At 44.3% G+C, this 26,593-nt stretch carries 23 protein-coding genes; 4 read left to right on the top strand and 19 right to left on the bottom strand.

Annotation, left to right across the window (positions count from 1 at the left end):
- Positions 1–18 precede the first annotated feature (18 nt).
- From ribH to ABR189_RS07405, 12 genes are all read right to left on the bottom strand, one after another.
- Complete coding sequence (gene ribH, locus ABR189_RS07460; protein ID WP_354659840.1) at positions 19–525, bottom strand: 6,7-dimethyl-8-ribityllumazine synthase; 507 nt, start codon at positions 523–525, stop codon at positions 19–21.
- A 114-nt stretch (positions 526–639) separates the two neighbouring features.
- On the bottom strand, positions 640–1,338 hold the full coding sequence (locus tag ABR189_RS07455; RefSeq protein ID WP_354659839.1) for a tetratricopeptide repeat protein: 699 nt from the start codon (positions 1,336–1,338) through the stop codon (positions 640–642).
- A gap of 97 nt (positions 1,339–1,435) precedes the next feature.
- Positions 1,436–2,428 (bottom strand): pyruvate dehydrogenase (acetyl-transferring) E1 component subunit alpha, encoded by a 993-nt coding sequence (gene pdhA / locus ABR189_RS07450; protein WP_354659838.1) that lies wholly within the window; start codon positions 2,426–2,428, stop codon positions 1,436–1,438.
- 205 nt (positions 2,429–2,633) lie between these two features.
- Positions 2,634–2,921: a DciA family protein gene (locus ABR189_RS07445; protein WP_354659837.1), complete on the bottom strand. Its 288-nt coding sequence runs from the start codon at positions 2,919–2,921 to the stop codon at positions 2,634–2,636.
- A gap of 549 nt (positions 2,922–3,470) precedes the next feature.
- Complete coding sequence (gene recF, locus ABR189_RS07440) at positions 3,471–4,550, bottom strand: DNA replication/repair protein RecF (RefSeq protein ID WP_354659836.1); 1,080 nt, start codon at positions 4,548–4,550, stop codon at positions 3,471–3,473.
- A gap of 166 nt (positions 4,551–4,716) precedes the next feature.
- A complete protein-coding gene (locus ABR189_RS07435) occupies positions 4,717–5,283 on the bottom strand; it encodes a DUF4252 domain-containing protein (protein ID WP_354659835.1) in 567 nt (188 codons plus the stop codon).
- 40 nt (positions 5,284–5,323) lie between these two features.
- Positions 5,324–5,851, bottom strand: a complete 528-nt coding sequence (locus ABR189_RS07430; protein WP_354659834.1) for a DUF4252 domain-containing protein — start codon at positions 5,849–5,851, stop codon at positions 5,324–5,326.
- Positions 5,852–5,898: 47 nt separating this feature from the next.
- Entirely contained in the window at positions 5,899–6,462 is a 564-nt protein-coding gene (locus ABR189_RS07425; RefSeq protein WP_354659833.1) for a PG0215 family putative anti-sigma factor, read from the bottom strand.
- Entirely contained in the window at positions 6,449–6,967 is a 519-nt protein-coding gene (locus ABR189_RS07420) for a GFO_1088 family ECF-type sigma factor (RefSeq protein ID WP_354659832.1), read from the bottom strand. The genes ABR189_RS07425 and ABR189_RS07420 overlap by 14 nt, the downstream gene beginning before the upstream one ends.
- A 150-nt stretch (positions 6,968–7,117) precedes the next feature.
- Complete coding sequence (locus ABR189_RS07415) at positions 7,118–8,173, bottom strand: ABC transporter permease (protein WP_354659831.1); 1,056 nt, start codon at positions 8,171–8,173, stop codon at positions 7,118–7,120.
- A 38-nt stretch (positions 8,174–8,211) separates the two neighbouring features.
- Positions 8,212–9,303 (bottom strand): BT_3928 family protein, encoded by a 1,092-nt coding sequence (locus tag ABR189_RS07410; RefSeq protein ID WP_354659830.1) that lies wholly within the window; start codon positions 9,301–9,303, stop codon positions 8,212–8,214.
- Positions 9,304–9,384: 81 nt separating this feature from the next.
- Positions 9,385–9,924: a DUF1599 domain-containing protein gene (locus tag ABR189_RS07405; RefSeq protein WP_354659829.1), complete on the bottom strand. Its 540-nt coding sequence runs from the start codon at positions 9,922–9,924 to the stop codon at positions 9,385–9,387.
- 102 nt (positions 9,925–10,026) lie between these two features.
- Here ABR189_RS07405 and folP point away from each other — a divergent pair, with 102 nt between their 5' ends.
- The 3 genes from folP (at position 10,027) to ABR189_RS07390 (ending at position 12,417) form a co-directional block, all read left to right on the top strand.
- Positions 10,027–10,890, top strand: coding sequence for a dihydropteroate synthase (gene folP, locus ABR189_RS07400; RefSeq protein ID WP_354659828.1), 864 nt, complete (start codon positions 10,027–10,029; stop codon positions 10,888–10,890).
- Between the two features lie 46 nt (positions 10,891–10,936).
- A complete protein-coding gene (locus ABR189_RS07395; RefSeq protein ID WP_354659827.1) occupies positions 10,937–11,941 on the top strand; it encodes a diadenylate cyclase in 1,005 nt (334 codons plus the stop codon).
- A gap of 83 nt (positions 11,942–12,024) precedes the next feature.
- Positions 12,025–12,417 carry a thiol-disulfide oxidoreductase DCC family protein gene (locus ABR189_RS07390; protein WP_354659826.1) on the top strand — a complete coding sequence of 131 codons (393 nt, stop codon included), beginning with the start codon at positions 12,025–12,027 and terminating at the stop codon, positions 12,415–12,417.
- Positions 12,418–12,547: 130 nt separating this feature from the next.
- Here the strand turns inward: ABR189_RS07390 and ABR189_RS07385 are convergent, their stop codons facing one another.
- From ABR189_RS07385 to ABR189_RS07360, 6 genes are all read right to left on the bottom strand, one after another.
- Entirely contained in the window at positions 12,548–14,152 is a 1,605-nt protein-coding gene (locus ABR189_RS07385) for a SusD/RagB family nutrient-binding outer membrane lipoprotein (protein ID WP_354659825.1), read from the bottom strand.
- A gap of 23 nt (positions 14,153–14,175) precedes the next feature.
- Positions 14,176–17,499, bottom strand: a complete 3,324-nt coding sequence (locus tag ABR189_RS07380; protein WP_354659824.1) for a SusC/RagA family TonB-linked outer membrane protein — start codon at positions 17,497–17,499, stop codon at positions 14,176–14,178.
- 333 nt (positions 17,500–17,832) lie between these two features.
- Entirely contained in the window at positions 17,833–19,023 is a 1,191-nt protein-coding gene (locus tag ABR189_RS07375; protein ID WP_354659823.1) for a FecR family protein, read from the bottom strand.
- A gap of 70 nt (positions 19,024–19,093) precedes the next feature.
- The gene (locus tag ABR189_RS07370; RefSeq protein ID WP_354659822.1) at positions 19,094–19,696 is read right to left on the bottom strand and encodes an RNA polymerase sigma factor; all 603 of its coding nucleotides are present in this window, start codon (positions 19,694–19,696) and stop codon (positions 19,094–19,096) included.
- Between the two features lie 166 nt (positions 19,697–19,862).
- On the bottom strand, positions 19,863–20,723 hold the full coding sequence (locus ABR189_RS07365) for an FKBP-type peptidyl-prolyl cis-trans isomerase (protein ID WP_354659821.1): 861 nt from the start codon (positions 20,721–20,723) through the stop codon (positions 19,863–19,865).
- Positions 20,724–20,750: 27 nt separating this feature from the next.
- Entirely contained in the window at positions 20,751–21,755 is a 1,005-nt protein-coding gene (locus tag ABR189_RS07360) for a DHH family phosphoesterase (protein ID WP_354659820.1), read from the bottom strand.
- Between the two features lie 265 nt (positions 21,756–22,020).
- Here ABR189_RS07360 and ABR189_RS07355 point away from each other — a divergent pair, with 265 nt between their 5' ends.
- Positions 22,021–22,437 carry a nucleoside-diphosphate kinase gene (locus ABR189_RS07355; RefSeq protein ID WP_354659819.1) on the top strand — a complete coding sequence of 139 codons (417 nt, stop codon included), beginning with the start codon at positions 22,021–22,023 and terminating at the stop codon, positions 22,435–22,437.
- Between the two features lie 566 nt (positions 22,438–23,003).
- Here the strand turns inward: ABR189_RS07355 and ABR189_RS07350 are convergent.
- Positions 23,004–26,459 (bottom strand): pyruvate carboxylase, encoded by a 3,456-nt coding sequence (locus tag ABR189_RS07350; protein WP_354659818.1) that lies wholly within the window; start codon positions 26,457–26,459, stop codon positions 23,004–23,006.
- Positions 26,460–26,593 lie beyond the last annotated feature (134 nt).

The following is a 26,593-nucleotide window of genomic DNA, read 5'->3' as shown; positions in this document are numbered from 1 at the left end:
TTTAAGCTATTAGCTCTTTTAAAAATTCGTTTTGCCCAATTTCCGTTGCAGGGCGATCATCTTCAATGCAGTGATGGCCGCTTCCTCTCCTTTATGTCCATGTGCACCGCCAAGGCGATCGGTAGCCTGCGCCATATTATCAACAGTAAGTATGCCAAAAATAACGGGGACGGGCAATTGCAGATTTAACTGTAAGATACCTTCGGTAACCGCTTTACATACATAGTCAAAATGTGGGGTTTCACCGCGGATCACACATCCGAAGGCAATAATAGCACCAGGTTGTAAGCCGGTACCTTGTGTTTGCTCCCAGTATTGCTTGCAGGCAAAAGGGAGTTCAAAAGCGCCTGGTACCTGTACCTTGTTCACCTTAGTCACCTTATATTGTTCCAATGATCTGCTGCACCCGGCTACCAACTCATTAATCACAGTATCATTCCATTCAGTATATACCATAACAACACTGGCATCCTCCATATTGAGAATGCCAGCGTCGTTCAATAAACTATTATTATGTTCAGACATTTCTTTTAATTACAAATCAGTAATTACGAATTGTCAATTACGAAGTAGTTATTGCATTCAATTACACCTTTAATAACGAATCATTCCGTCATCCGTAATTGGTTTTCCGTACAATTAGTTCTTTACATCTCCCAAACGGGCCAGGTATTTATCCATATCACGGCCTTCATTTGTTTGTGGAAATTTCTCTTTGATTTCTTTGTAGATAGTGATGGCTTCCTGAGTTTTGCCAGCTTTTTCCAATGCCATACCAGCACGGAACAGGTAAACAGGAGCAGTGAATTCATTATCGTTATAGTGGCCAGCTTTTTTGTAGAATTCGATACCTTCTTCAGTTTTACCGGATTCCATAGCAGCATCCCCTATCAGGCCAAAAGCCATCGCCTGAACGATCAGGTCGTCTGCTTTAAATGACTTCAGTACTTCAATAGCTTTATCAAACTGGCCGAGCTTTACATAACAAACACCTGCACTGTATTTAGCCAGGTTACCAGCTTTAGTACTACCGTATTTATCAATTACCTGCGCAAAACCATAGTTGTTACCATCGCCGTTTAATGCCAGTTTAAAGGAATCAATAGCAAAGTAGTTCTGTGCATGGAAAATCATTTCCTGCGCTTTGTTTTCGTTAGGTTCTTTTACAAAGTGTTTGTATCCGAAAATACCACCTGCAACAACGATAATAGCGATTAACGCAATGAAGATATTGTTTTGGTTTTTCCGATAAAAGGCTTCTGCAACATGCATAGTATCCTCTAGGGCAAATTCCTGTTTAGATTCAGGGGTAGTGGCTTTGTGTGTAGTTTCTGCCATTTTATTGGTTGTAATACTTGATTATTTAATATGAATTATAACACCGAAGGTTAACAGCATCCCCAATGGCGATAACTGTTAACCTTCGTTATATGAATTAGTCTACAATGAAAGGGTAGTCTTCCTGCGTGTACACATCTTTCAGCAGCTCATCATCAGAAGGCCATGGAGATTCTTCTGCGAATTTAACGCATTCTTCTACCTGATCTTTCACCTTATTATTAATCGCTTCAATTTCAGCTTCGGTAGCCCATTTGTTCTTCTGGATTTTGTCCAGCACAATGCTGATCGGGTCCTTTTCCTTGTATTCTTCTACTTCATCTTTGGTACGATACTTAGCCGGATCGCTCATAGAGTGACCACGGTAGCGGTATGTTTTAATTTCGAGCAAGGTAGGTCCGCCACCTTCACGGGCGCGTTTTACGGCTCTTTCCACACCATCATGTACTGCTTCGCAGCTCATGCCATCGATAGAATCGGCTGGCATTTCGTAGGCATCTGCCAATTTATAAATATCCAATACGTTAGAAGTACGTTCTACTGAAGTACCCATCGCGTACATGTTATTTTCGCAAATAAAGATCACGGGCAGTTTCCACAGCATGGCCATGTTAAAGGTTTCATGCAGCATACCCTGACGGGCAGCACCATCACCAAAGAAGCACAGGGCTACGTTGTCTGTTCCTTTATATTGCTCAGCAAAAGCCAGGCCTGCACCAGTACCAATCTGGGCACCTACGATACCATGACCGCCAAAGAAGTTATGTTCCAATGAGAAAAAGTGCATACTGCCTCCCTTTCCTTTAGAACAACCGGTAGCTTTACCATACAACTCCGCCATACAAGCATTAGGTGTAATACCTTTTGCTATTGCCAATGCGTGATCCCTGTAAGCTGTTATGAATTTATCTTCCGGTTTGGTTGCCGTCATTGCACCAGCTGCTATTGCTTCCTGTCCGATGTACAGGTGGCAAAAGCCACGAATCTTCTGCATCCCATACAACTGGCCCGTCTTTTCCTCAAAGCGGCGCAGCAAAAGCATCAATTCATACCAGTACAGATACGTCTCTTTGGTGAATTTCGTCTTCACGTCTGTTTTAGTTTGCACTCTTTCTAAATTTGTCCGCAAATATAACAGGAAAATCCTAAAATCTAAACACCATTTCTGATTCCTGTTAAATTATGTAATTATTTCAGATTCAACCCCTTGCCCAAAATCACCGGTTATCCCCTATGAACGAAGCATTTATGTGTTTTGAATAAGTAGGGTAAAGATTTTATATGTAAAATATGTTTTATTTGATCATCACATCTTTTACAATGCGCTCCCCTAACATCTCATTTACCAGCTTGATAATTTTATCTTTGGAATAGGTCAGTTCCTGCTTTAAAGGCGCTACCGTGGTAGTAACAATCAGCTTCCCTTCTATCAGCTGCAAACTTTGGGTATATCTGGCAATGGTTTTTCCCATCAGTTTTTCCCAGTTTTCCTGGATACGCACCTCCATCAACCGGGGCTTAAACCGGCTCTTGTTCATAAACTCCTTTAGCGCATCTCCGATATTTGTAATTCCATGAGGCATGCGGCAAATGTAGCAGTAAATTTCTGATTTCCGAGAGCTCAAAACAGAATTCCACCATAGAAAAATGCACATGCATACCCTGCCCCCGATCTACACACATACCATATTATCAACATACCTTATCTCGCCATTAAAAAACACTTCAAATCCGCCCTAAAATCCCCCTAAACCAGCCATGAATAAGCCTCCTGATACTAAAAAACAGGTTAAATCAGCCATGGCAATACCTTTCCTTATAGATAAGGTAGACATAAGGCAGACATAAAGTAGTGATAAAGTAGAGATAAGGTAGACATAAGGACATCTGCCTTATCTCTACCTTATGTCTATTTTAAGAGTGGCTTAAATAAGCTATTAGCTTAAATGCAGCGAAGGATTAAAAGAGCTTTTAGCTGCTAGGAGCTAGCTGTTAGCTTAAATGCAGCGAAAGATTAAAAGGGCGGATGGCTTTGAGATTAATACTGCGAATACAAAAGTTGCAGAGGAGCTCTTGTCCCTCCACTGCATTAGGCTAACAGCTAATAGCTAATAGCTAAAGGCTAACAGCTTTTACATTAAAACCAATTGTATTTCCTGCGGTGTATTCGCAAATGCCTGTTTCAGGCGTTCCGGGTGGGTATCGGTTATAAATACCTGGCCATAGGTATCACTGGACACCAGGGTAATCAGGCGGAGAATCCTTTCCTGGTCCAGCTTTTCGAAAATATCATCCAGAAGTAATAAGGGGGCAAAGGTCATATGTGTTTTCATCACCTCGTATTGTGCCAGTTTGAGGGCAAAGAGGAAGCTTTTCCGTTGTCCCTGGGAGGCGCTGGACTTCATGGGGTAATCGTCCAGTAAAAAAAGGAGGTCATCCCGGTGGATGCCGGTGGTAGTACGTTGTAATAACAAATCTTTGGGCCGGTTCATGATCAGCATCCGGGCAAAGTCTTCTTCCTGTAAATGGCAGAGGTAGCGGATATTCACCACTTCATGCCTGCCGGCCAGATAGTCATAGAGCCGCTGGACCTGCGGGATAAATTCCGTTAAGAACTGGCGCCGGGCCTCATATACCGGTACGCCATGCTGTACCAGTTGCTCATCAAAGATATCCAGCAGGCTATCCTGGTTTTGCCCGGTGGCAGCAATAGTTTTGAGCAGGCTATTACGCTGTAGCAGTATTTTCTGGTAAACAATGAGGTGTTCGAGGTAACCATGATGCAGCTGGGAGAGCAAGGTATCCAGCCATTTCCGCCGTTCTTCGCTCCCACCCAGTATGATCTCCGCGTCATCCGGCGCAATCATCACCGCCGGGAATTGCCCGATATGCTGGGAGAAACGGTCATACCGCTCTTCATTCCGGGCAATATCTTTCTTCCCGTCTTTGAGCGTACAAACGATCTTTTCCGGGTGGCCATTCTTTTCCAGCGCACCTTCCAGGCGGAAACCATTGGTACTGTATTGGGTATTCTGACTTTCATTGCTACTGAAATAACTCTTCGTAAAACACAGGTAATAAATAGCATCCAGCAGATTGGTTTTGCCTGACCCATTTTTTCCTGCAATGCCCACAATACGCTGTTGGAACTGATAGGTACTTTGGGCATAGTTTTTAAACTGTACGAGCGATATTTTCTTTACGGTCAGCAATAAAAATCAATTACGAATGAGCAAACGGGCTTTACACCCCCAAACTATTTGCAAACGTAATAAAATCCTGTGGGAAATCCGGATTGTAACAGGGATAACGGAACAGGGCTGACCAGATGATCAGCCCTGCTTATTCAGGTAAGTACTTTTTTAGAGGAATCCGTTATTAATCCGTGGTAATATTCAGGCTTATGCTGTTGTTCGCTGCGGGATTTACCTTGTGATCAGACACGTGGCGGATCAGGGCGTTCAGATCCTCCATTTTAAGGCTGGTGTGCAGATTGACCATCACCATTTCCTTATTGTCCTGTACCAGCATAACCAGGTTGCCGATCTCATCTGCACGTCCTTTATTCAGGATATGCACTACACTGCCTTTGTCCCGCACCTCCATCAAACTTTCAAACCCTGCTTTGCGGATCAGCTTTTGTTTCAGGTTATAAATGTCTTCGCTGCTGATCTGACGATCTTTCATTTCAATAGTATATACTTTCAGGCTGCGTATTTTGCGGACGATATGTTTTATTGAAACGCCACTTTCTTCGTCAATAGCATCAGCCGGAATAATCCAGCTGGCCAGCTTCAGGGGTACAAAGCTCAGGCCCAGGGTAAATGTTTCGCCCTCTCCCCGGTGGGCATTACGGAACTCGCGTAAGATCTTTTCCTGTGCAAAGGCAGCATGACCGGCTAAAAACAATAAACCTATAATAGTGAATGCGACAGTACGTTTCATAACATTTTTTTAGGTGTGGATGAAGTATATAAGCAGGTGTTTAATGTTTCTTATTTACATTTTTCAGTTTGTCCATTCCCTGTATGTTCATAGATCCGGCAATCTTCGACACTTCATTCAGGTCAATGTCTCCTACCAGGCTCATGGCAACAAACTGGTCTATCCCTCCTACCAGCATGATCAGTTCCTGGATATTACCTCTGGCATTTTCCTTCACCATAAACTTTACATCGGTATCTTTATCTCTGACCGTCATCAGTTCCTCAAATTCGCGGGTAAGAGCGGACGCTGCTTCTTTATAGAGCCGCGGACCATCTTTGGTATCTTCTTTCACCAGTATACGCAGGCCTTTAAGTTTCTGGATCACCGACATCATACTTTTGGCATCCGGATCATTTACATCCAGTTTGGTAAACATGCCAAACATCTTAGGGGTAATGCTGACCAGTGTAAAGGAGCGGTCGTCTTCATACTTCTGAAAAAAGCGGTCTATCACGCTTCCCTGTTGTGCCAGGAGTGGCAGGCTGGAGCAAGCCAATAGTAATAAAATCAATAGTGACCGTTTCATGTTAGTTTTTTTTAAACAAATTATATCAGGTTTTATAATGGCCGATGTTAGTTACTGCCCTCAATCTTCTCCGTCGCTTCATCAAAGTAGGCGAGCTTTTGCATCTGGGAAGTACCTTTATTCAGGTTCTTAGCCAGCAGCTGTAAAGCTTTTTGTGTTTCGGCAAAAGCTTTCTCCGGATCATCAAAACTGTCTTTCTGCACCAGTTGTTGCTGTATGGTAGCCTGTTTTACAAGAAACTGTTTTCCTCCATAGCCTATTCCTGCCGCCATCAACAGTACTGCTGCATACTTCATCCAGTTTTGCCAGGGCGCAATACGTACTACCCTGGGCGTATGATTATCCGCAACAGGCAATGGCAGCTGTGATCCATTGTGCCCCGGTTGTATTTCGTGTAGTGATGCCGGTAATAGCTCCGGCGAATGTGCTGCCGGCCATTCCCTGGTCACTTCCCCCTCAAAATATTGAAACAGCGGGGCAGCCTCCTGCAAATCTGCAGGCAAAGAATGTGTGTGTGTGGCAAAGAACTTACGCAGTAGCGTTTCTTCCTCCAACGTAGTTTCACCTTCCCAGTATTTATTTACCAGGGCACTGATTTCACTGTAATCCATACACATGCATATTTTGTAGTTTCTCCCGTACCGTTTTACGGGCACGGTGTAAATTCACTTTCACCTCATTCAGATCTATATCCAGAATTTCTGCAATCTCCTGGTAGGAGCAGCCTTCCATATCCCTCAACTGGATAATAGAGCGGTATTTTTCCGGCAGGGCATTAATCACCGCATGTACCCGTTTCATGGTATCCTGCTGTTCGGCTACGGTATGCGGGCTTTGCTGATGCAATGCCGGCAACTCCCCTGCCTTGTCCAGCTCATCAGCCTGCCGGTATTTCTTCGACTTGATCTTATCCAATGCCAGGTTGCGCACGATACGCATACACCAGGCCTCCAGGTTTTGCAGCTCTGCCATTCTTTCCTGCTGGTGCCATACTTTCAATAAAGCATCCTGTATGATATCCTTTGCATCTTCCTCATTCCCCAGCAGGCGGAATGCAAAGCGATACAGCTTTTGCCTGACAGGAACAACTTCGGAAAGAAACAATTCTAAGGACATAGACGAAGGAAACTAAACTTTTAAATTGTTGTTTTCAATGCTTTATAACAAGAAGACGACTGCTTATACACTTTGTTACAAACTGCTGAAAGAAAAATAGCAGATTTATCTTATCTGGCTGATTATAAATAGTTTACACTCCTGAAATGCTTAATTATATTTTATACGGGGGTCTACCCAGCTATACAGGATATCTGCCAACAGGCTTACGAGTACAAAGATACCAGCTGTAAACAATACGGCTCCCATTACTACCGGGAAATCAAATTTATCGAGGGCATCCACGGTTACCTTACCGATGCCTTTCCATCCAAAGATATATTCCACAAAGAAGGCCCCCGCCAGCAATTCTGCAAACCAGCCCGTAATAGCGGTAATCACGGGGTTGAGCGCATTACGCAAGGCGTGCTTCCAGATTACGGTTTGTTTGCCCAGCCCTTTGGCATAGGCGGTACGGATATAATCCTGGTGCAATACGTCCAGCATGGCACTGCGGGTAAGTTGCACAATAATAGCGAGGGGTCTTATTCCCAGGGTGATAGCCGGTAAAATGAGGTTACGCAGATTAAGGGTACGCCCGGCAAACGGGTCGATATCATACAGGCTGCCGGTCATATGCAAACCGGTATAACTACTTAAAACAAAGCCAAACAGATAGGCCAACACTATACCGGCAAAGAAAGAGGGCGCTGAAATGCCGGTCACACTGGCAAAAACAGCCCCGGTATCCATCCAGGTATTTTGCTTTACAGCAGACAGTACGCCAAGGCCTATTCCCACTACCGTAGCAAAGATCATTGCTGTAGTAGCCAGTATAAGTGTACCCGGCAACGCCTCTGTCAGTATTTCCCACACATCTTTTTTGCCCTGGTAAGAGCGGCGCAGGTAAGGCGTTTTTAACACCAGGATCTTTCCGGCTGGCAAATGAGCCAGGGTTACATACTTGAGATTAGCAGTGGCCTCCTGCTGTGTGTGTACACCGATAGGTGATAAATCATTAAGGTACAAAATGAATTGAACAGGCAGGGGCTTATCCAGGTGTAGTTCCCGGCGCACATTTTCCAGGGAGGCCACATCTGCCCTTTGCCCCAGGGTAAGACGGGCAGGGTCGCCCGGAAGTACGTTGAACAGGAAGAATACCAGTACCGTTACACCTAACAGTACCAGTATTCCATATGCGATCTTTTTCAACGTATATCTTATCATACTAAAATTTACGATGGTAGCACCACGATGCCGGGAGCTCAGGGGATATCATTATAATGCCACTTCCCGGTGATGGTACCATTTTCCAGCCTGATCAAACAGGGGTTGCTCCTGCCGGCAGTTTTAATGGCGGTACCATCCATTTGTACAAACGGGAACTGCAATCCGTGCGCCTGTTTGAAAGCATCTACAGCTTCCTTGCCGGAGGCGGTTACCCCATATATCACTGTTTTCCCTTCCAGGAAATCCTTTTGCAACGCCTGGATCTTTTGATCCCATCCGCTGCCTGCTTTCTCCGTATTCAGCACCAGCAGTAGGTAAACGGGGTTGGTTTCAGACAATACGGAGGCGGTCACATTTGCCCCGTCAAAATCAGTTAATATAAAATCTTTGATAGCAGGGCCATCACCGGTCCCTTTTTTGATCAGCTTGTCTTTCCGGTCTACAAATACCCAGGTACTATCCGACCAGGGATATGTATCCATGGTAAACTCCTGTTGTTTGCCATCCTTTTCATACACCAGCATGGTTTCATATACATCTGGCTGAGCACCTGGCGGCAGTTTCATTTTTTCAGGAATGTTATTGCCGGTTTTATAGGGCAGGCAATCTATAAAAGGTAAATGCTGTAATACATACCACTGCATGCCAAACGCCAGTATACCACTTATAATCACTGCTATAGCAGTAGAACGCTTTTTGAACAGGGGCTGAATACGCTTGCGGAAAAAGAAAATCACCAGGATCATTATCAGCAGGGCAATATCTTTATAGAAGGTTTCTACCGCCGTTAATTTAATACAGTCCCCAAAGCAGCCGCATTCTTTGATCTTTCCGCTGAACAAGGCAAAACCGGTCAGGAAAGTGAAGAAAGAAATCAGCAATAACAGCAGTACAGAAAAGATGCGCATACTGTATCCCAGCAACACTGCTACCCCTGCTATAATTTCAAAAGCATTCATTACAATGGAAAACACCAGTGAATAAGGTGATAACCAGGTCATATGAAGTACTTCAAAAAATTCATCCATCTTATAGCTCAGGCCCAGGGGGTCATTTGCCTTAATAAGACCAGAGAAAATGAATAACACGCCAACAATGATACGGAACACGTTAAGAATGAGCTTCATTATACGCTAACTTTTAATGGTTAAAGGTAAGGGTAATCGTTTAGGTATCTTCGTTACCGGTGTGACAGCCGGTCCATTTGTCTACTTTTCGCTTATTTTAATCAATGCAAACAGTGCATAGTTGATAATATCGGTAAAATTGGCATCTATCCCTTCTGATATAAGGGTTTTACCTTCATTGCGGAGGATTTGTTTGATCCGCAGCAGTTTGGTAAGGATAAGGTCTACAAAGGATTCCTGGCTGAGTGCGCGCCAGGCTTCTCCATAATCATGATTCTTGTCTTCCATCACCTGTTGCACCTGATGGATGTATTTATCATATAGTCTGTCTACTTCCTCCACCGGCAAGTCCGTATAAGGATCTCCGGGTAGCTCCAGTTGTATCAGGCCGATCACGCCATAATTTACAATACCTTTAAATTCCCCGTCAATATGATCGGCTACTTTTTGTGTGCCTATTTCCTGGATATTACGGATACGCTGTGCTTTGATAAACAGCTGATCTACCACAGCAATTAGCCGTAATACCCGCCAGGAAGTGCCATAGTCTTTTGTTTTTTTGATGAAGATGTCTTTACATCCTGCTACTGCCTCCTGGTACTGTTCCAATGTTTGCTTCATAAATATTCTGATCATTTGACAAGATGGCGGCACCGTTGCATCGCCACATTATTTAACTTTGCATCTTGTAAAACAACGTTTTACCGCTATCAAACCAGCAAAATGAGTTTCAAAAATACACTATTACCCAAAACTTTCGTGATTAACTGCCGGGGAAAATTACTGGACTTATCCCGGCCGGTAGTGATGGGCATTATAAATATAACGGATGATTCCTTTTATGCCGGCAGCCGCACCAAAAGTTTGCACCTGGTACTGGAAAAGGCCGCGCAGCATCTGGAAGAGGGAGCTACCATCCTGGACATAGGCGCGCAGAGTACCCGTCCGGGTGCCCCGGTAGTAGGTGCCGACGAAGAAACCGCCCAGCTCCTCCCAGCCATTCATGCCATTATCAACAAATATCCGGAGGCAATTATTTCCGTAGATACTTATCATGCTACCGTAGCTGAAAAAGCAATACGGGCAGGAGCTGCCATTATAAATGACATTAGCGCCGGAGATATGGACCCGCAGATGCTGACCACTGCCGGACGCTTACAGGTGCCTTATATCGCCATGCATATGCAAGGCACACCTGCCACCATGCAGCAGCAGCCGCACTATGAGGATGTGAGCAGGGAGGTCCTGGACTACTTTATTCAAAAGCTGGCACATTGCAGCGCAGCAGGTATAAAAGATGTGATCATAGATCCGGGATTTGGCTTTGGGAAAACACTGGCGCATAATTACCAGCTGCTGGCTCATCTCCATACTTTTCAAATACTGAACGTGCCCCTGCTGGCAGGGGTTTCCCGCAAGTCTATGATCTATAAACTACTGGGCACTACCGCTGCGGAAGCGCTGAATGGGACCACCATAGTAAATACCCTGGCATTGCAACAGGGCGCCCATATATTACGTGTACACGACGTAAAACCCGCTGTAGAAGCAGTAAAAGTGCTGGCGTATATGAAGGAAGGAAAGTAATGCACTTTTCACGGAAGGTATAATTAAAACTTACTATTTTTACAAAATGACGGAATTATTTCAAATTAAAGGATATGCGTTTGGCTGGATGAATGTTTTAGACGTATTAGTAGGTATTTTCTTAATTATTCAGTTTTACCGTCTTATCAAGAGAACCCTGGCGGTAAAAGTGTTCCTCGGATTATTAATGGTTTGTTCCGTATACTTCCTGCTACGCATTTTACAGATGCCGGTAGTATATGACATGAAGGAAGTTTTTCAGCTCTATGGATATGAATTCAGGTGGCTGAATATATTAGATCTGCTGATTGTAGTCTTTTTAGTGATTCAGCTATACCGCTTATTACAAGGGAGTCTGGCCTTTAACATCTTCGTAGGGTTATTGGTGGTATATGCCGCCTACTTCCTGGTGCAGGCACTTAAAATGCCTATTCTCACCAACATCTTGCAAAACTTTATTAATGTAGGTATCATCGCCATCATCATCATCTTCCAGCCGGAGATACGCAAGTTTCTGCTTGTGCTGGGCAAAAAGACACCGCTCAGTAAGGATAGTTTCTTTACCAAGCTGTTTTTGCCCGACAAGTTCAAAAGCTATAAGGAAGAAGAGAATATTATTGACGAGCTGGTGATTGCCGTAGCCAGAATGGCTGCCAGTCACACCGGCGCCCTGATCATCATTGCTACCAGCTACCGCGTTAAGTTTGATACAGCCTCCAGTATTACCATAGATGCCAATGTGAGTGCCAAACTGATTGAAAGCATTTTTGCAAAAAACAGCCCCCTCCATGATGGAGCTATGATTATCATTGGCAATAAAATACTGGCAGCCAAAGTAATCCTGCCGGTATCAGAAAACCCGGACCTTCCCACCCGGATAGGATTACGCCATCGTTCCGGTGTAGGTATTACAGAACACAGTGATAACCTGGCCGTTATTGTTTCTGAAGAAAGAGGTGCCGTATCTTATGCCCAGGATGGTACACTGGTACAGAATGTATCATTGGAAGACCTGAAGATAAAGCTATATGAGGTGTTGATTGATGGATGAGAAGAGAGCTATTAGCTATTAGCTGTTAGCTTTTGGCTAAATGCAGCGGAGAAGATAAAAGGTACTAGCTAAAAGCTAAAAAAATGTCAATCATCCTTTTTGACGGTGTATGCAATCTTTGCAATAACAGTATCAATTTCGTGATCCGTAACGATAAGGCTAACCATTTCCTGTTTGCACCGCTGCAATCAGCAGCAGCTAAAAAGCTGGAACAACAGTACCAGCTGGACCTCTCGGCTATGTCTTCCTTTGTGCTGATAGAAAATGACCGGGTATATTACCGGAGTACGGCCGCTTTGCGGGTATTACGCCGGCTACCACTTCCGTGGAAATTAAGCTATGGTTTTATAATTGTTCCCTCGTTTTTGCGTAATGGTATCTATAACTGGATTGCCCGCAACCGCTATCGCTGGTTTGGCAAACAGGATGCCTGCATGATCCCCACACCTGCACTAATGGCCAAATTTCTGGATTAAACCCATTATAAATAAGAACACCCACCTGAAAACTGGTACCTGGTGTCTTTAAAAGTAAAAGGGCCGGCCTTATTTGTGGCCAGCCCCTCGTTGATGGGTTACGAACAATGGCGATTTCCCCAAGATCTTTTTAGAAGTTTCCTTTATTCACGTCCCACCATAGCCTGGTACCGCCGTTATCCGCTCCACCTAACAATCCCAGGGCATTCTTTACAGCAGCCCCATTAGTATTGTATTCGCTGGTAGGAAAAGGCAGCCGGCGGATCTGGATGGTAGTATTGATCACATCATTACTTTTATTGTTTACCACAGAAAACAGTTTCGGATAGCCTGTTCTGCGAAAATCGGCCCAGGCTTCCTGCCCATCGGGGAATATTGCCAGCCATTTTTGCGTAATGATACGCTCCAACTGCTTTTCCTTTGTTGCAGCAGGCTCCCATTTAATAGTGATGGTAGAAAATGCGGTGGTATCATTAGCTTTGTTTTTAGGATCAGCATAAGCAGTGGGTACATCTGTAGCATTGTTGATATAATCTCCGGCAGCCACTCCCCATTGCTGCATGGAGGTATTGATACCCTTTTCATAATTAGCCTGTACATCGCCTGCTCCGGTCCATCCCCTCAATGCCGCCTCTGCTTTTAAAAACCAGACTTCTGCAGCAGTCATCAGTAACTGCGGCGCCGTTTGTGTGAAAGTGGTCGTCGTATTCAGGCTGGCATAAGTAGTATAATCATCCTTGGATTTAATATTACTGCCAATACGGATGCCAATATACTTACCTTTAAAAAGCGGATCTGTTGCCGGCGAACAATACACAGGCAAACGGGGATCCTTGTACCCCGTCAGATAAGATTGCAGAGAGGCTCCCATCCGGTTATCCATGTAAGGTTCCGTTACAATCCACAGATCATTGGACCGGCCACCGGATTGTTTAACGGCAGCATCATCTCCAGGAACGGCCAGCAATCCGCCGGGGGCGCTCATCGCTGTTTCCGCTTCCTTTTTTGCCATCACCGGATCTGCTTTTACAATACGCATAGCCAAACGTAAACGTAGCGAATTGGCCAGCTTCAGCCATTGTGTATAATCGCCATTGTATACCAGATCACTGCCGGCAAGCTGTGTTTTGCCGGGGTTAGCAGCAATATAGGCCTGCAGGTTATTGGCAGCAGTATCCAGCTGCTTGAAAAAGGTTTCATACACCGTTTTCTGATCATCATACGGAATGGAGGTAATGGATACCCCGGTTTGGGTATATGGAATAGGTCCAAAGCGATCGGTTACCCGGTGCATAGCCTCCACCTGTATCAGTAAAGCTACTGCCCATAAATCCGGAGCCTTGGTTCTTGTACCTGCCGCCGCTATTTTACTGATAGGTCCCATTACATAATTATACTGTTGGTTAAATCCCGCCTGGTTCCATCCATCTATCAGGGCGTAGGTCATGTTATTAATGCCCCCCGCAAATGGGTTGGGCGACATCATATAACCTGCATAAGCATCTGCACTCAGGTTCTGGGCTACCTGGTAGTCGTGGAAAATTTCCTGTTGTAAGGGGCCATATGCAGAAGGCAGAATAGCCACCGTCTGATCATCTGTAAGTGAATTGGGATTCGTATTATATTCTTCAAAGTTTTTGGTACAACTCACCACGCTGCAGATCATCAATACAGATAGTACCATTTTATAGTTATGCTGCCCGGCAGCGATCATATTTTTAAGGCTTAATTTCATGGCTTACAAATTTGGGTCAGTAATTAGAATGCAACATTTAAGTTCAAACCAATATTGCGGGTAGCTGGCTGGTTGAAGATGTCAATACCAGAAAGACCATTTCCGGTAGACATGGTCAGCTCCGGATCAAAAGGCGCCTTTTTATAGAAATAAATCAGGTTCCTTCCTGTCAATGAAAGGCGTACGCTTTTGAATACACTATTTGATACCGGCATGGTATACCCGATAGCAGCCTCCCTTAAACGGACTACGGTAGCGCTGTAGATATACTGGTCTGTAATACCATCCCGGCCACCAATCGTTTTATACCACGTCTGTGCATCTACGCGGGTTACTGCCTTGCCATCTTTATCTACGCCATTTACTATTACCCCACCCTCATCACGTGCACGACCGGTTACATCAGACACACCATTCTGATCCATGATGGCCTGGGTAAGTGAAAGTACCTGTCCTCCGAACTTTCCATCGATGAGGAAACTGAAGTTGAAGTTCCGGTAGCTGAAACTGTTATTCCAGCCAGCCTGGAATTCTGGATTGGGATTGCCTAATAGCGAAAAGGTTTTATTGACCTGGGGCGCATAGGGATCGGCAGCAGTTCCTTTACCACTTAAAATCACACGGCCCTGGTCATCCCGCAGCAGGCTATAACCAAAAATATCGCCGTAGGAACCACCTGTAGTCAGGTGAGATTCATAGTTATTGCCACTACTCCCGGTTAACACAAAGGAATTAATACCATCCTTGCTGTCTACATCTATTACCTTATTGGTATTCCTGGCAATATTCACTGAAGTATTCCAGGTAAAGTCTTTGTTTCTGAAAACATCATATCCCAGTATAGCCTCTATCCCGGTATTCTGTACATTACCGGCATTCACATATCCTTTTGAAAATAAAGATGCGGTGATGGGCTGAATCGGGAAGTATTGATTCTCCGTGTTTGTTTTATAATAAGTAAAGCTAAAGTTGAGCCGGTTATCTATCATACGGAGATCTGCCCCTGCTTCTATAGATTTTGTACGTTCTGGTTTAAGCGTTCTGAAAGCAGCGGCCGTATTAAATACCAGTTGGCCTGCCGTATTCTGCGTGTTTTGAACAGAGGTTAAATATGGAGGAATGGTATTCCCTACTTCTGCATAGGTACCCCTCACTTTAGCATAATTAATAGCAGCGGGCAATTTCAGTAATTGATTAAGGATGACTGACAGGCCGGCAGAAGAATAGAAATAGGATACATTAGGTGTAAAGGCCAGGTTAGAAGACCAGTCATTTCTGCCGGTAAGCGTTAAATACATCCAATCCTGGTAAGATAAATTTGCGTTGGCAAACAAAGCCTGCAACTGGCTGTGATTAGGAGGAATGGCAGTAGCATTGCTGGTGGTATTGGAAGACGTCCCTCCCAAAGCCGCGATCACATTACCAGGCGTAAACAGGTCCGGCGTAGAAAGATCTCCTCTGAGTGTCAATCCTTTGGTAATGTTATCTGTGATACTTCCTCCGATTAAACCATTCACTTTAAAGCTGGACTGAGTAGGGATCGTAAAGTTTACAATCAAGTCCCCGTACTTTTGTTTTAATGTCTGGTTGCTCGAAACCAGGTAGCCATTACCGTTGGTATTGAACAAGGCATTGGTACCGGAATACCGTTTCTGGTCATAGGCATCAGTGGTCTGATCTAAATTCCCCCTTACCTGTACATTCAGCCAGTTTGTAAATTCATATTTCACACTACCGATTAGTAAAAACCGCTCCCTGGTGGTGATGGTGGGTACCCTGTTGGCAATCCACCAGGGGTTTTGTTGCAGGTTATCTGAGGTATGCCAGTTTTGTCTTGCAAATTTCGTTTCCTGGTCCAGCAGATAGCTATCCTTATACTTATTGATATCCAAACTTCTGGGGAAGAGGTATAAACCGGTAAGTGGATTTAAGTACAGTCCCAGGTTGGGCGAATTATTTATTTTCTGACTTATGTAATTAACATTTACATCTACGGTTAGTTTATCGTTCAGGAATCGGGCGGTTTCTCTTAAGTTAAAATTATTGCGGTCCAGCACATTACCGGGTTGGATTCCCCTGGCGTGGGTGTTGGCATAAGAGAAATAGGTTTGTGCTGTTTCAGTACCGGCAGAAAGGTTTACCGCGTTGGTCCAGTTGGTACCCGTCTGGAAATATGCATCCAGGTTATCATGCCCACCACCGGTCATCTTTGCCCCCCAGCTATCAATAGCCCCATTGGCAGTTTGCCCGTAGCTGTTTTGAAACTTGGGTTTATAGGCGATCTTATCTACGGAAAAAGTGGAAGAATAACTGATCTGTGCTTTTCCGGCTTTTCCCTTTTTAGTAGTGATCAGTATCACGCCGTTTTGTGCCTGGCTACCATACAAGGCAGCTGCAGAGGCTCCCTGCAACATGGTAATGCTTGCAATATCTTCCGGGTTCAGATTGGAAATACCATCTCCTCCTTCGGGGTTACCACCGTAGGTGTCATTAATTTGCCCATTGGCATTAGCACTGTTGGTAATCGGTACCCCATCAATTACATACAAAGGCTGGTTGTTGCCGTTAGCAGATCTGCTCCCTCTCAGGATCACCTTTACCGATCCCCCCACGCCAGACGCGCTGGGAGAAATGGTTAAACCGGCTACTTTCCCATTCAGGGAGTTCATCAGATTGGTGCTTTTAACCCTGGTAAGGTCTTCCCCGCTCACCTGCTGGGTAGCATAGGTCAGTGACTTCTCCGACCTCCTGATCCCCAGTGCAGACACTACCGTTTCCTGTAATCTTTCCATCGCTGCTTTCAGCACTACCTGCACTGTTACGGTAGCATCTGCCACTGTAATACTTTTCTCCTGCGCCTGGTACCCGATAAAGGAAATGCTCAGGGTATAATTTCCGGGAGCGATTCCAGGGATAGTAAACTCTCCCTTTTCATTGGTTTGTGCGCCCTTTTTCAATTCTTTAATAAACACAGTGGCACCCAGCACCGGATTGCCCTGCTCATCCACGATCCGGCCGGTAACTGTTTCCATTGGTAAAACAGGGGAAGTATCCGTTTTTTTCCGGATAATGATAATCCCTTTATTGATAACATAAGTAAGCGACTGGTTTTTGAGGCATTCATTCAGCACATTTTCTAGCGGCGCATCCTTTACACTGATATCAATATTACCCGATTGCTTGATCATCCTGGTATCATAGATAATGGATAGCCCGCTTTGTTGCTGGATAGCGGTAAATACCTTTCCCAGAGATACATTCTTTCCTGAAAAGGTGATTTTCTGTGAAAATCCATAGACGCTTACATGTAGGAGCCCCGTTACTAACAGTATGGTTGATACTCTCATTACCCACAATAATTTAGTTAGCAAAGCGCTATGCCGGGGCATAGTTTTGCGCAGTACGAATAGATACATACCTTTGTTTTGTTTAGGTTTAAATAAAAAATAGCAGTAAACGCGCTTTTTGAGTTTGAACCCTGACATATTTAACCGGGAGTGCTGTCAACACTCCTGGTTTTTTTATTCCTGGCTTTTACTCTCTGAACTCTTTTGGTTGTTGTTAAATCACAGGATGCTCCCATGATCCTTACACCGTCATTGGTTAGGTCATAACATTTTTCTTTTTCATGGTGGAGTGGAATTATCTCTTTTTAATAACAAGCTTTTATATGCTGCCCATTAAGGCATTACAATCAGTTTTTTGCCATCAAAGCGGCAATGTACATCACTCAGTTCCAGGGCTTTGATCACATCCGACAAGTAAGCAGTTCTTGCAATTTTTCCGCTAAATTCACGTTCAGGTACAGCGCCTTCATATACTACGTCCAGATCATACCATCGGGCAATCTGTCTTATCAATGCAGGCAGGCCAATACCGTCAAACTGAAAATAGCCGTTTTTCCAGGCGATCGCCTGTTCTACATCCACTTCTTTTATCAGCTTTAAGGCGCCATCGGGGAATAATTGGCCCTGCTGTCCGGGTACTAGTCTGATACCAGATTTTTTATTATTCAGTTTCACCGCCCCCTGAAGCAATGACACCTTGATGGCCTCTTCTTCCTGATAGGCATTCACATTAAAGTGGGTACCCAGTACCTGTATTGTTGCCTCTTTAACTTTTACAAAAAACGGTTTGGCGGCATTGAGAGCTATTTCAAAATAGGCCTCCCCTGTGATGGTTACTTCCCTTTTGTTGCCTTTAAAAACAGCAGGGTACGTAATAGAAGAAGCCGCATCGAGCCATACCTGTGTGCCATCCGGTAAAGTAAGCTGATACTGGCCCCCACGTGGGGTAGCAAGGGTATTATACATGGATTCATCCACCCCACTGTTCCCTGCATTATATACCAGTTGTCCGTTAGGCAGTTTCACAATACTGGTATTTCCCTGCTGTGCCACTTTCCCTTCCGGAACGCTATCAATCAAAACCACACTCCCATTGGACAGGGTAAGCGTGGCTTTATTCCCACCTGGCGCCACATCCATTGCTACCGCAGGAGTATGCACCACTTGTTTCGTTGGGCTGTTCAGGTAAAAATAAGTACCGGTGCCCAGCAGGATAAGGATGGCTGCCGCTGCTGCCCATTTCCAGGTATAGGGAACTATTTTCCTGGTGTAAACCGGTACAGGGGATTCCTCAATTTCATGCAGGATGTTTTGTAACCTTTGTTCCAGCCGGGCCTTCACTACTTCGTCCGGTTCCTGGCTTGAGGCAGTAGTACCTGCCACCTGGGCTGCTACCAGCTCTTCCCAGATACTTTGATATTCTGGTTTCCGGAGAGATTGCATCAGTTCATCCACCTCACCAGGAGTACACTGGTTAGCTAAGTATTTATGAAATAGCCTGGTAATATTTTCCTGGTTTTGCAAGGTGTACTTTTATTAAAGACAGGTGTCAGGAAAAAAGTATCGGCTTACCAATCATCTTTTTTTGAAATAATTATTTTTCCCGGTGCCAGCAAAGGAATAAATAGAGTGCTAAAGTGATTTCCTGGTTGTTCAGGATAAATTCCTTTATAAAATCACGGGCTTTTGCCATATGATCTTTAATGGTAGAGAGTGAAACGCCTAGTTGTTCACTGGCTTGCTGGTAGGATAATCCCTGGACCTTACAGAGTTCAAATACTTTTCTGCGCTGTGGAGGCAGGGCGGCTACCGCTTTTTGAAACAGTTCACTGTTTTCCTTGTCCGTCAAGGCTTCTTCAATATGGGTATACTGATCTGTAGCAAGCGCCTTGATCCGGTTATAAATTTCCTGTTCCCGTTGTATTTTATGAAAGAAGTCTATTACGCAATTACGGCTTACCTGGAAAAGATATCCGGCAAAATGCTGTTCAATATGGAGGTGCTCCCTTTTTTGCCATATCCTCACAAAAATATCCTGCAACAATTCTTCTGTCACCACAGGATCCTTCACCATAGCGAGGATATTATAATAGAGTTGTTCACTGTAATGCCGGTATAATTCGGAGAATGCCGCATGGCTTCCCGATTGCAGCTGTATTAATAACTCCTGTTCGTTTGGTAGTAAATGCTTACTCAATGCATTGCTAATAATAACTTAAAAATAAGAAAAAACTGCCATTGGTAAAAATTGACAACATGAGCGCAGGTGGGCAAACGATACAGCTATGAACATTCCGGCCCCTCCAAATACAAAGCGGGTGCCTCAGACTTTGAGACACCCGCTTTTATACTTATAACAGTTATTACTTAGCTGCCGGAGCTGGCGTTTTACCAGCTTTGATATCCACCAGTTCTACATCAAACACCAGTACAGAGTTACCAGGAATTGCCGGAGGGCTACCTTGTAAACCGTAAGCTAATGAAGACGGAATTACCAGGGTGGCTTTGGAACCTTTTTTCAAAGCACCGATACCAGCATCCCAGCCTTTAATTACCATACCTTGTCCGATAGGGAATTTAATAGGCTCTAAAGGCATACCTGGACGTAAAGTTGAATCCTGGCTGGAATCAAATACTTTACCACTCAACAATTTACCAGTATAGTGTACAGATACGGTATCACCTGCTTTAGGTTGATCACCTGCACCTTCCTGACTTACTGCGATATAAACACCTTCCGCTGTTTTTGTAGCTTTCAGTTTGTTCTTGTCTACATATTCCTTGATTACCTTTTCGTCTTTCTCGTTTTGTAATGCAGAAGAATACTTGGTTTCTACGGCAAAGGTTACATTGATCTTGTCACCTTTTTTACCAAATGGAGGGCGAGGTTCTGGTAAAGAATCCCAGGGAATTGCAAAAGTAGCACTGTCACCTTCTTTCAGCAAGGCAATACCTTCCATCAGATCATATTTATCCATGGATTTAGCTACTACCACTGGAATTGGAGCACCTACTATTTTACGGGAAGATTGCATTACGGAGTCATTCAGACTTTGGGTAATGTTCATTAAAACAGTATCGCCCAGTTTCAGCTGTGCACCGCTACCGGATTTGTGAACGGTATATTCAATACCGTTTGGCGTCTTTTTCACACCTGTACCTGTACCGCAGCTGGCTATAAACAGGCCTAACGCTGCAACCAATAACTGATTGTTCTTTTTCATTTGATTGTATTAGTAGTTTCAATTACGCTACTGTAATAATAATTCGTTTTCTTCTATTGCTTTAATAAATCTTTCTACGGTTTTATCCAGCGAATCGGAACTCCGGCCTCCTGCGGCATTAAAATGCCCACCACCTTCAAAATACTTCCGGGCAAAAGTATTGACATCTACCCCGCCTTTGGAGCGGAAAGACAGCTTTACTTCGGAATTACGGTCAATAATAAGTGCTGCCAGTTTAATTCCCTGTATGGATAACAGGAAATTAACAAGTCCTTCTGTATCACCTGTTTGCAGATCAAATCGCTTCAGATCTGAATAAGGGATCGCCAGGATGGCGGTATTATACTCATAAAAAACCTCCATACGGTTCAGCAGGCTGTGGCCCAGGAAACGCAGACGGTTTTCCAGAAAGTTATCATAAATCTCCTGGTGGATTACTTCGTGTTTCAGTCCCCTATCCATCAGGTCGGCCACCATACGGTGCACCCTTGAACTGGTAGAAGCAAAACGGAAAGAACCAGTATCCGTTACCGTGCCGGCATAGATACAACTGGCTATATCCACATTAATATACTGTTCATCTCCCAGTTTGTAAATGGTTTCATACACCAATTGGGCCGTAGAGCTCGCGGTGGTATCACTCACTCCATAATCAAAATCAGGCTGCGGCTCCAGGTGATGATCAATGAGTATCTTAATGCTGCTCAGCTTTTCCAGGTAAGGAGCCATATGTTTGGTACGGTACAAGGCGTTGAAGTCGAGGCAGAAAAGCAGGTCTACCACTTCCATAGCTTTCAATGCTTTTTCCTGCATAGATTCAAAATCTATAACCAGATCAGCACCCGGCATCCACTTCAAAAAGTCTGGAAAATTCGTGGGGGATATAACGGTTACTTCATGCCCTTTTTGACGCAGGTAGTGGAACAACGCCAGTGATGAACCCATTGCATCTGCATCAGGTTTCTGATGCATTGTAATAAGTACTTTTTTCGGGCTTTCCAGCAAAGGCTTAATTTCCTCTATTGACTTCATTCAAAAACTGTAATATAATTTATTTACAAGGTACTACACCTGTAACCGTTTCCAAAAGAAAATGAAGTGCAAAGTTCTTTATTTGAGGCACATTTTCAAATTTTTTTACCACTAAACAAATTCTGATTACTTTTGCGGCCTGCACATCGGATTAAAAACAGGGCGACAAATGCCAGATATCTGATGCCAGATGACCGACATGGCATTACAATTGGTGCCTGTCTTACAATAATCACCATTTTAGTTAATCGGAATTTTACTATATATGAGCAATAGAACATTTACTATGATTAAGCCTGATGCAGTTGCAAACGGGCATATTGGCGGTATCCTTAACATGATCACTGAAGCTGGCTTTCGTATCGTAGCGATGAAAATGACCAGACTTTCTGGTGAAAAGGCTGGTGAATTTTATGCAGTGCATAAAGAAAGGCCTTTTTATGGTGAACTGGTTGAATTCATGAGCAGTGGTCACATTGTGGCTGCTATTCTTGAAAAAGACAATGCAGTTGAAGCATTCCGCAATTTGATCGGTGCTACTAACCCTGCTAATGCTGCAGAAGGTACCATCCGTAAAAAGTATGCAGAATCTATCGGTCGTAACGCGGTGCATGGTTCTGACTCTGATGAAAATGCTGAAATAGAAGGTAACTTCTTCTTCAGCGGTTTGGAGAAATTCTAAGATCAGTACCTTAATAAATTATACAAGGGTTGTTTGCTTCGGCAGGCAACCCTTTTTTTTGAGGTGCGAAAAGTGATATTTATTGAGCAGGTATTTTTAGAGCTACAAGTTGAGGTGAGAAAACCGAATGACAATCCGGATGACAAATAAGACAAATTTGGAATTTCCAGCAGGTACTTTTTTAATGGAACATCCTGGGATTTTGACTAAAACCAGTAGATGATAGCTTGGGATACTGAATGGGTGTTTTTGAATTATTTTTAACACATTAAGTAGCTGATAATTAATGAAATGAATTACATAATATCATACATCGCTTTAATTAAAGCCCCAAATCCTCTTATAGGCCCCTTTTACCTGACTTTTACCCCATAGAAATGTACAATTTTAGTGGTTCATTCCTGCAAAAAGGTCATAAAAAAACCTCCAGATACATGAAACAGCACCTGGAGGCAATGATTATTCTATAATTACTATTAACTGATTTTCAATAAACTATATCAACAAATCTATTGGACAACTTTAATACCTGCAAGATTTTGCAAGATTCAAACTCGCTACAAGGCTTATTTGTCTAATTCCACGACTAAATCGTCCTGTGTTACCATACTTCCTTCTGATAAGTAAATCGCTTTAATTTTGGTATTACGGGTAGCTGTTACGGTTGTCTCCATCTTCATTGCTTCGATGATAAACAAGGGGGTATTCAGCTCTACCTCGTCGCCAGGACGAACCAGCAACCGGGATAATTTACCCTGTAAAGGTGCCCCTATTTCCAGCTCAGGATTATTCACTTTCTTATTGGCAGGCAGCACACTCACCACACTTTTATCCCTGATCTGGACTCTCCGGGAATAACCATTCAGTTCAAATACCACGGTTCGCATACCACTTTCATCCGCAGGTAAAATGTAAAGGAGCTTAACAATGATCGTTTTTCCCTTCCCTAAGGTGATCAGTATTTCCTCTCCCAGTTTAAGTCCATAAAAGAATGCCGGGGTAGGAATCGCTTCCACATTACCATATACCATGGCATGGTGATAATACTCATCAAACACTTTAGGGAACATATGATAACTGAGGTAATCCAGGAATTCTGCCTGAGGATACTTCAGCTGGAAAGCAGCAAAATCACTGTCGAAGTCTACCGCCGGGAGCTTGTCATTCGGTTTGCCCGTAAGCGGCTGTTCTCCCTTCAGGATAATGTTTTGTAGTTTTTTAGGGAACCCACCATAAGGAACGCCCAGCTCTCCTTTGAAGAAGCCGGTAACCGAAGCAGGGAAAGAGAGGTTCTTTGTTTCGTCCAGCACATCGGCCTCTGTAAGACCATTGGCTGTCATAAACAACGCCATGTCACCCACTACTTTAGAACTGGGGGTTACTTTTACGATATCACCAAACAACTGGTTTACAATTGTATAGTTCTTTTTAATAGTTTCCAGCTTGCCTCCCAGCCCCAGCGATTCTGCCTGCTGGCGCAGATTGGAATACTGGCCTCCGGGTATTTCGTTTTCATAAACCTGGGCAGTGCCGGATTTCATATCTGACTCAAAAGGATAGTAATACTCTCTTACATCTTCCCAGTAGTTACTGTATTCATTCAGCGAACGCTGATCCATCGGCATACTTCTTTCATGGCCATCAAGAATGGCAACCATCGAGTTGAGGTTAGGCTGGGAAGTAAGTCCGCTGAGAGAAGCAATCGCACAATCCACAACATTCACTCCTGCTTCAATAGCTTTCAGATAGGTAGCCGCCTGTACAGAAGCGGTATCATGCGTATGCAATACAATCGGGAGCTGCACGGCTTCCCGCAGGGAACCTATCAGCATCTCAGCAGATTGCGGTTTCAGTAACCCTGCCATATCTTTCACCGCCAGCATGTGCGCGCCGGCATCCTCCAGGCGTTTGGCCAGGTCAATATAATATCCCAGGTTATATTTATTATTACCGGATTGCAGCACATCCCCGGTATAGCTGATGGCCGCCTGTGCCAGCGCGTTGGTATTTTCTCTTACAAAACGGATACTTGGTGTCATCGCCTCTACCCAGTTCAGTGAGTCAAAGATGCGGAACACATCCACTCCATTTTCCCATGATTTTTCTATGAACTTGGCAATCAGGTTTTCCGGGTAGGCAGAATAGCCTACAGCGTTGGAGCCACGGAACAACATTTGCAGCAATACATTGGGCATTGCCTGCCTCATTTGCTGCAAACGGCGCCAGGGGCATTCATGCAAAAAGCGCATCGCTACATCAAAGGTGGCGCCTCCCCATACTTCCATTGAAAAAAGCTGGGGATTATTTTTAACATATCCTTCCGCTACTGCCAGTATATCATTGGTCCGCACCCGGGTAGCCAGCAAACTCTGATGAGCATCCCGGTAGGTGGTGTCTGTAAAATACACAGGTTTTTCGTCCCGCAGCCATTTGGTAAAGCCCTCCCGACCCATTTGCTCCAACCGGTTCTTGGTACCTTCAGGAAATGGTGCCAGTGGATTAAAGGTCGGAATCTGCGGGATCCTGAACTTCTTGGCAGCATCCTTTACTTTCACGTCCTGATGGCCATTTACCGTTACATCCGCCAGGTACATCAATGTTTTGGTAGCGCGGTCGCGGATCTGTGACAGTTTGAACAACTCCGGATGTTTGTCTATAAAGGCTACTGTACAGTTACCCTTACGAAAAGTATCATGGGTAATTACATTTTCCAGGAACCGGATATTTGTTTTCACCCCCCGTATGCGGAACTCGCGTAAGGTACGGTGCAAGCGGGCAGATGCCCCTGAAAGCGTACGGCCCCAGGCAGTCACTTTCACCAGCATGGAATCAAAGAAGGGAGATATTTTCACACCGGAATAGGCACTACCCTCATCCAGGCGAATCCCAAAGCCCCCCGCATTCCGGTAAGCGATCACGGTACCATAGTCCGGAGTGAAGGCATTTTCAGGGTCTTCCGTTGTAATACGGCACTGAACTGCAAACCCATTCAATCTTACATCCTCCTGTCCTTTCAGGAAAATTTCTGGATCAGAAAGCCGGTGTCCTTCGGCTATTAATATCTGGGAACGTACAATATCGATACCAGTCACTTCTTCCGTTACCGTATGCTCAACCTGAATACGCGGATTCACCTCAATGAAATACACCTTGTTGTGTTTGTCCACCAGGAATTCTACCGTTCCCACATTATTATACTTCACTTTTCTGGCCAGGCGGAGCGCATATTCATAGATCTCTTCCCGGGTATGTAGTGGCAGATTAGGGGATGGGGCAATTTCCACCACTTTTTGAAAACGGCGTTGCACGGAGCAATCCCTTTCATAAAGGTGAACAATATTGCCGTAGTTGTCGCCCATCAGCTGCACTTCAATATGTTTGGGCTCTTCAATAAATTTCTCAATAAAGATGGTATCATCGCCAAATGCCTTGGCTGCTTCACTACGTGCTTCACTGAATGCTTTCACCAAAGCAGCTTCTTCCGCCACCATACGCATTCCTCTTCCGCCGCCACCAGCAGCGGCCTTCAGCATTACCGGAAAGCCTATACGCCTGGCTTCTGACAATGCGACCTCTACGCGATCCAGTTTTACGTTACTATCCGCAATCAGAGGGACCTCTGCTTCTCTGGCCAGTTCTTTGGCAGCAACTTTATCCCCTAGTTGGGCCATAACTTCCGGAGCCGGCCCGATAAAGGTGATGCCCTCCTCCCGGCAACGGCGGGCAAACTGTACGTTCTCACTTAAAAATCCATATCCGGGATGTATAGCATCCACCTGTTGGGTTTTGGCCAGGTAGATAATTCCTTCAATATCCAGGTAAGGCTTCAGGGGGTCATCATCCTTCCCGATCTGGTAGGCCTCATCCGCCTTATAGCGATGCAGGGAATACCGGTCTTCGTAAGTAAAAATAGCCACAGTACGGATACGTAATTCTGCTGCTGCTCTTAAAACCCGGACAGCTATTTCTCCCCGGTTTGCTACTAAAAGCTTTTGGATCTTCTTCATCGAGAGGTCTGACATATAACTTTTATGATACTTTCTCTAAAAATAATGGAAAATAAAACGGCTTGATGGTCGTAAAAATAGTAAAAGAACAACTGTTTTTATTAAATCTATTTTAACTAAACCATATTAATTATGAACATCCTTCAAAA

The sequence above is a fragment of the Chitinophaga sp. H8 genome (genome assembly GCF_040567655.1).
GTDB lineage: Bacteria > Bacteroidota > Bacteroidia > Chitinophagales > Chitinophagaceae > Chitinophaga > Chitinophaga defluvii.
This window is presented reverse-complemented; position numbering and strand designations above follow the sequence as displayed.

Bases quoted from the DNA above. Each gene is read 5' to 3' on its own strand.
- ABR189_RS07360 (WP_354659820.1), bottom strand. From the start codon at position 21,755: ATGAAGTCAATAGAGGAAATTAAGCCTTTGCTGGAAAGCCCGAAAAAA.
- ABR189_RS07380 (WP_354659824.1), bottom strand. From the start codon at position 17,499: ATGAGAGTATCAACCATACTGTTAGTAACGGGGCTCCTACATGTAAGC.
- ABR189_RS07390 (WP_354659826.1), top strand. From the start codon at position 12,025: ATGTCAATCATCCTTTTTGACGGTGTATGCAATCTTTGCAATAACAGT.
- ABR189_RS07395 (WP_354659827.1), top strand. From the start codon at position 10,937: ATGACGGAATTATTTCAAATTAAAGGATATGCGTTTGGCTGGATGAAT.
- ABR189_RS07410 (WP_354659830.1), bottom strand. From the start codon at position 9,303: ATGAAGCTCATTCTTAACGTGTTCCGTATCATTGTTGGCGTGTTATTC.
- ribH (WP_354659840.1), bottom strand. From the start codon at position 525: ATGTCTGAACATAATAATAGTTTATTGAACGACGCTGGCATTCTCAAT.
- ABR189_RS07355 (WP_354659819.1), top strand. From the start codon at position 22,021: ATGAGCAATAGAACATTTACTATGATTAAGCCTGATGCAGTTGCAAAC.
- ABR189_RS07435 (WP_354659835.1), bottom strand. From the start codon at position 5,283: ATGAAACGTACTGTCGCATTCACTATTATAGGTTTATTGTTTTTAGCC.
- ABR189_RS07365 (WP_354659821.1), bottom strand. From the start codon at position 20,723: ATGAAAAAGAACAATCAGTTATTGGTTGCAGCGTTAGGCCTGTTTATA.
- ABR189_RS07430 (WP_354659834.1), bottom strand. From the start codon at position 5,851: ATGAAACGGTCACTATTGATTTTATTACTATTGGCTTGCTCCAGCCTG.
- ABR189_RS07405 (WP_354659829.1), bottom strand. From the start codon at position 9,924: ATGAAGCAAACATTGGAACAGTACCAGGAGGCAGTAGCAGGATGTAAA.
- ABR189_RS07445 (WP_354659837.1), bottom strand. From the start codon at position 2,921: ATGCCTCATGGAATTACAAATATCGGAGATGCGCTAAAGGAGTTTATG.
- ABR189_RS07455 (WP_354659839.1), bottom strand. From the start codon at position 1,338: ATGGCAGAAACTACACACAAAGCCACTACCCCTGAATCTAAACAGGAA.
- ABR189_RS07420 (WP_354659832.1), bottom strand. From the start codon at position 6,967: ATGTCCTTAGAATTGTTTCTTTCCGAAGTTGTTCCTGTCAGGCAAAAG.
- ABR189_RS07385 (WP_354659825.1), bottom strand. From the start codon at position 14,152: ATGAAATTAAGCCTTAAAAATATGATCGCTGCCGGGCAGCATAACTAT.
- ABR189_RS07415 (WP_354659831.1), bottom strand. From the start codon at position 8,173: ATGATAAGATATACGTTGAAAAAGATCGCATATGGAATACTGGTACTG.
- ABR189_RS07425 (WP_354659833.1), bottom strand. From the start codon at position 6,462: ATGGATTACAGTGAAATCAGTGCCCTGGTAAATAAATACTGGGAAGGT.
- folP (WP_354659828.1), top strand. From the start codon at position 10,027: ATGAGTTTCAAAAATACACTATTACCCAAAACTTTCGTGATTAACTGC.
- ABR189_RS07350 (WP_354659818.1), bottom strand. From the start codon at position 26,459: ATGTCAGACCTCTCGATGAAGAAGATCCAAAAGCTTTTAGTAGCAAAC.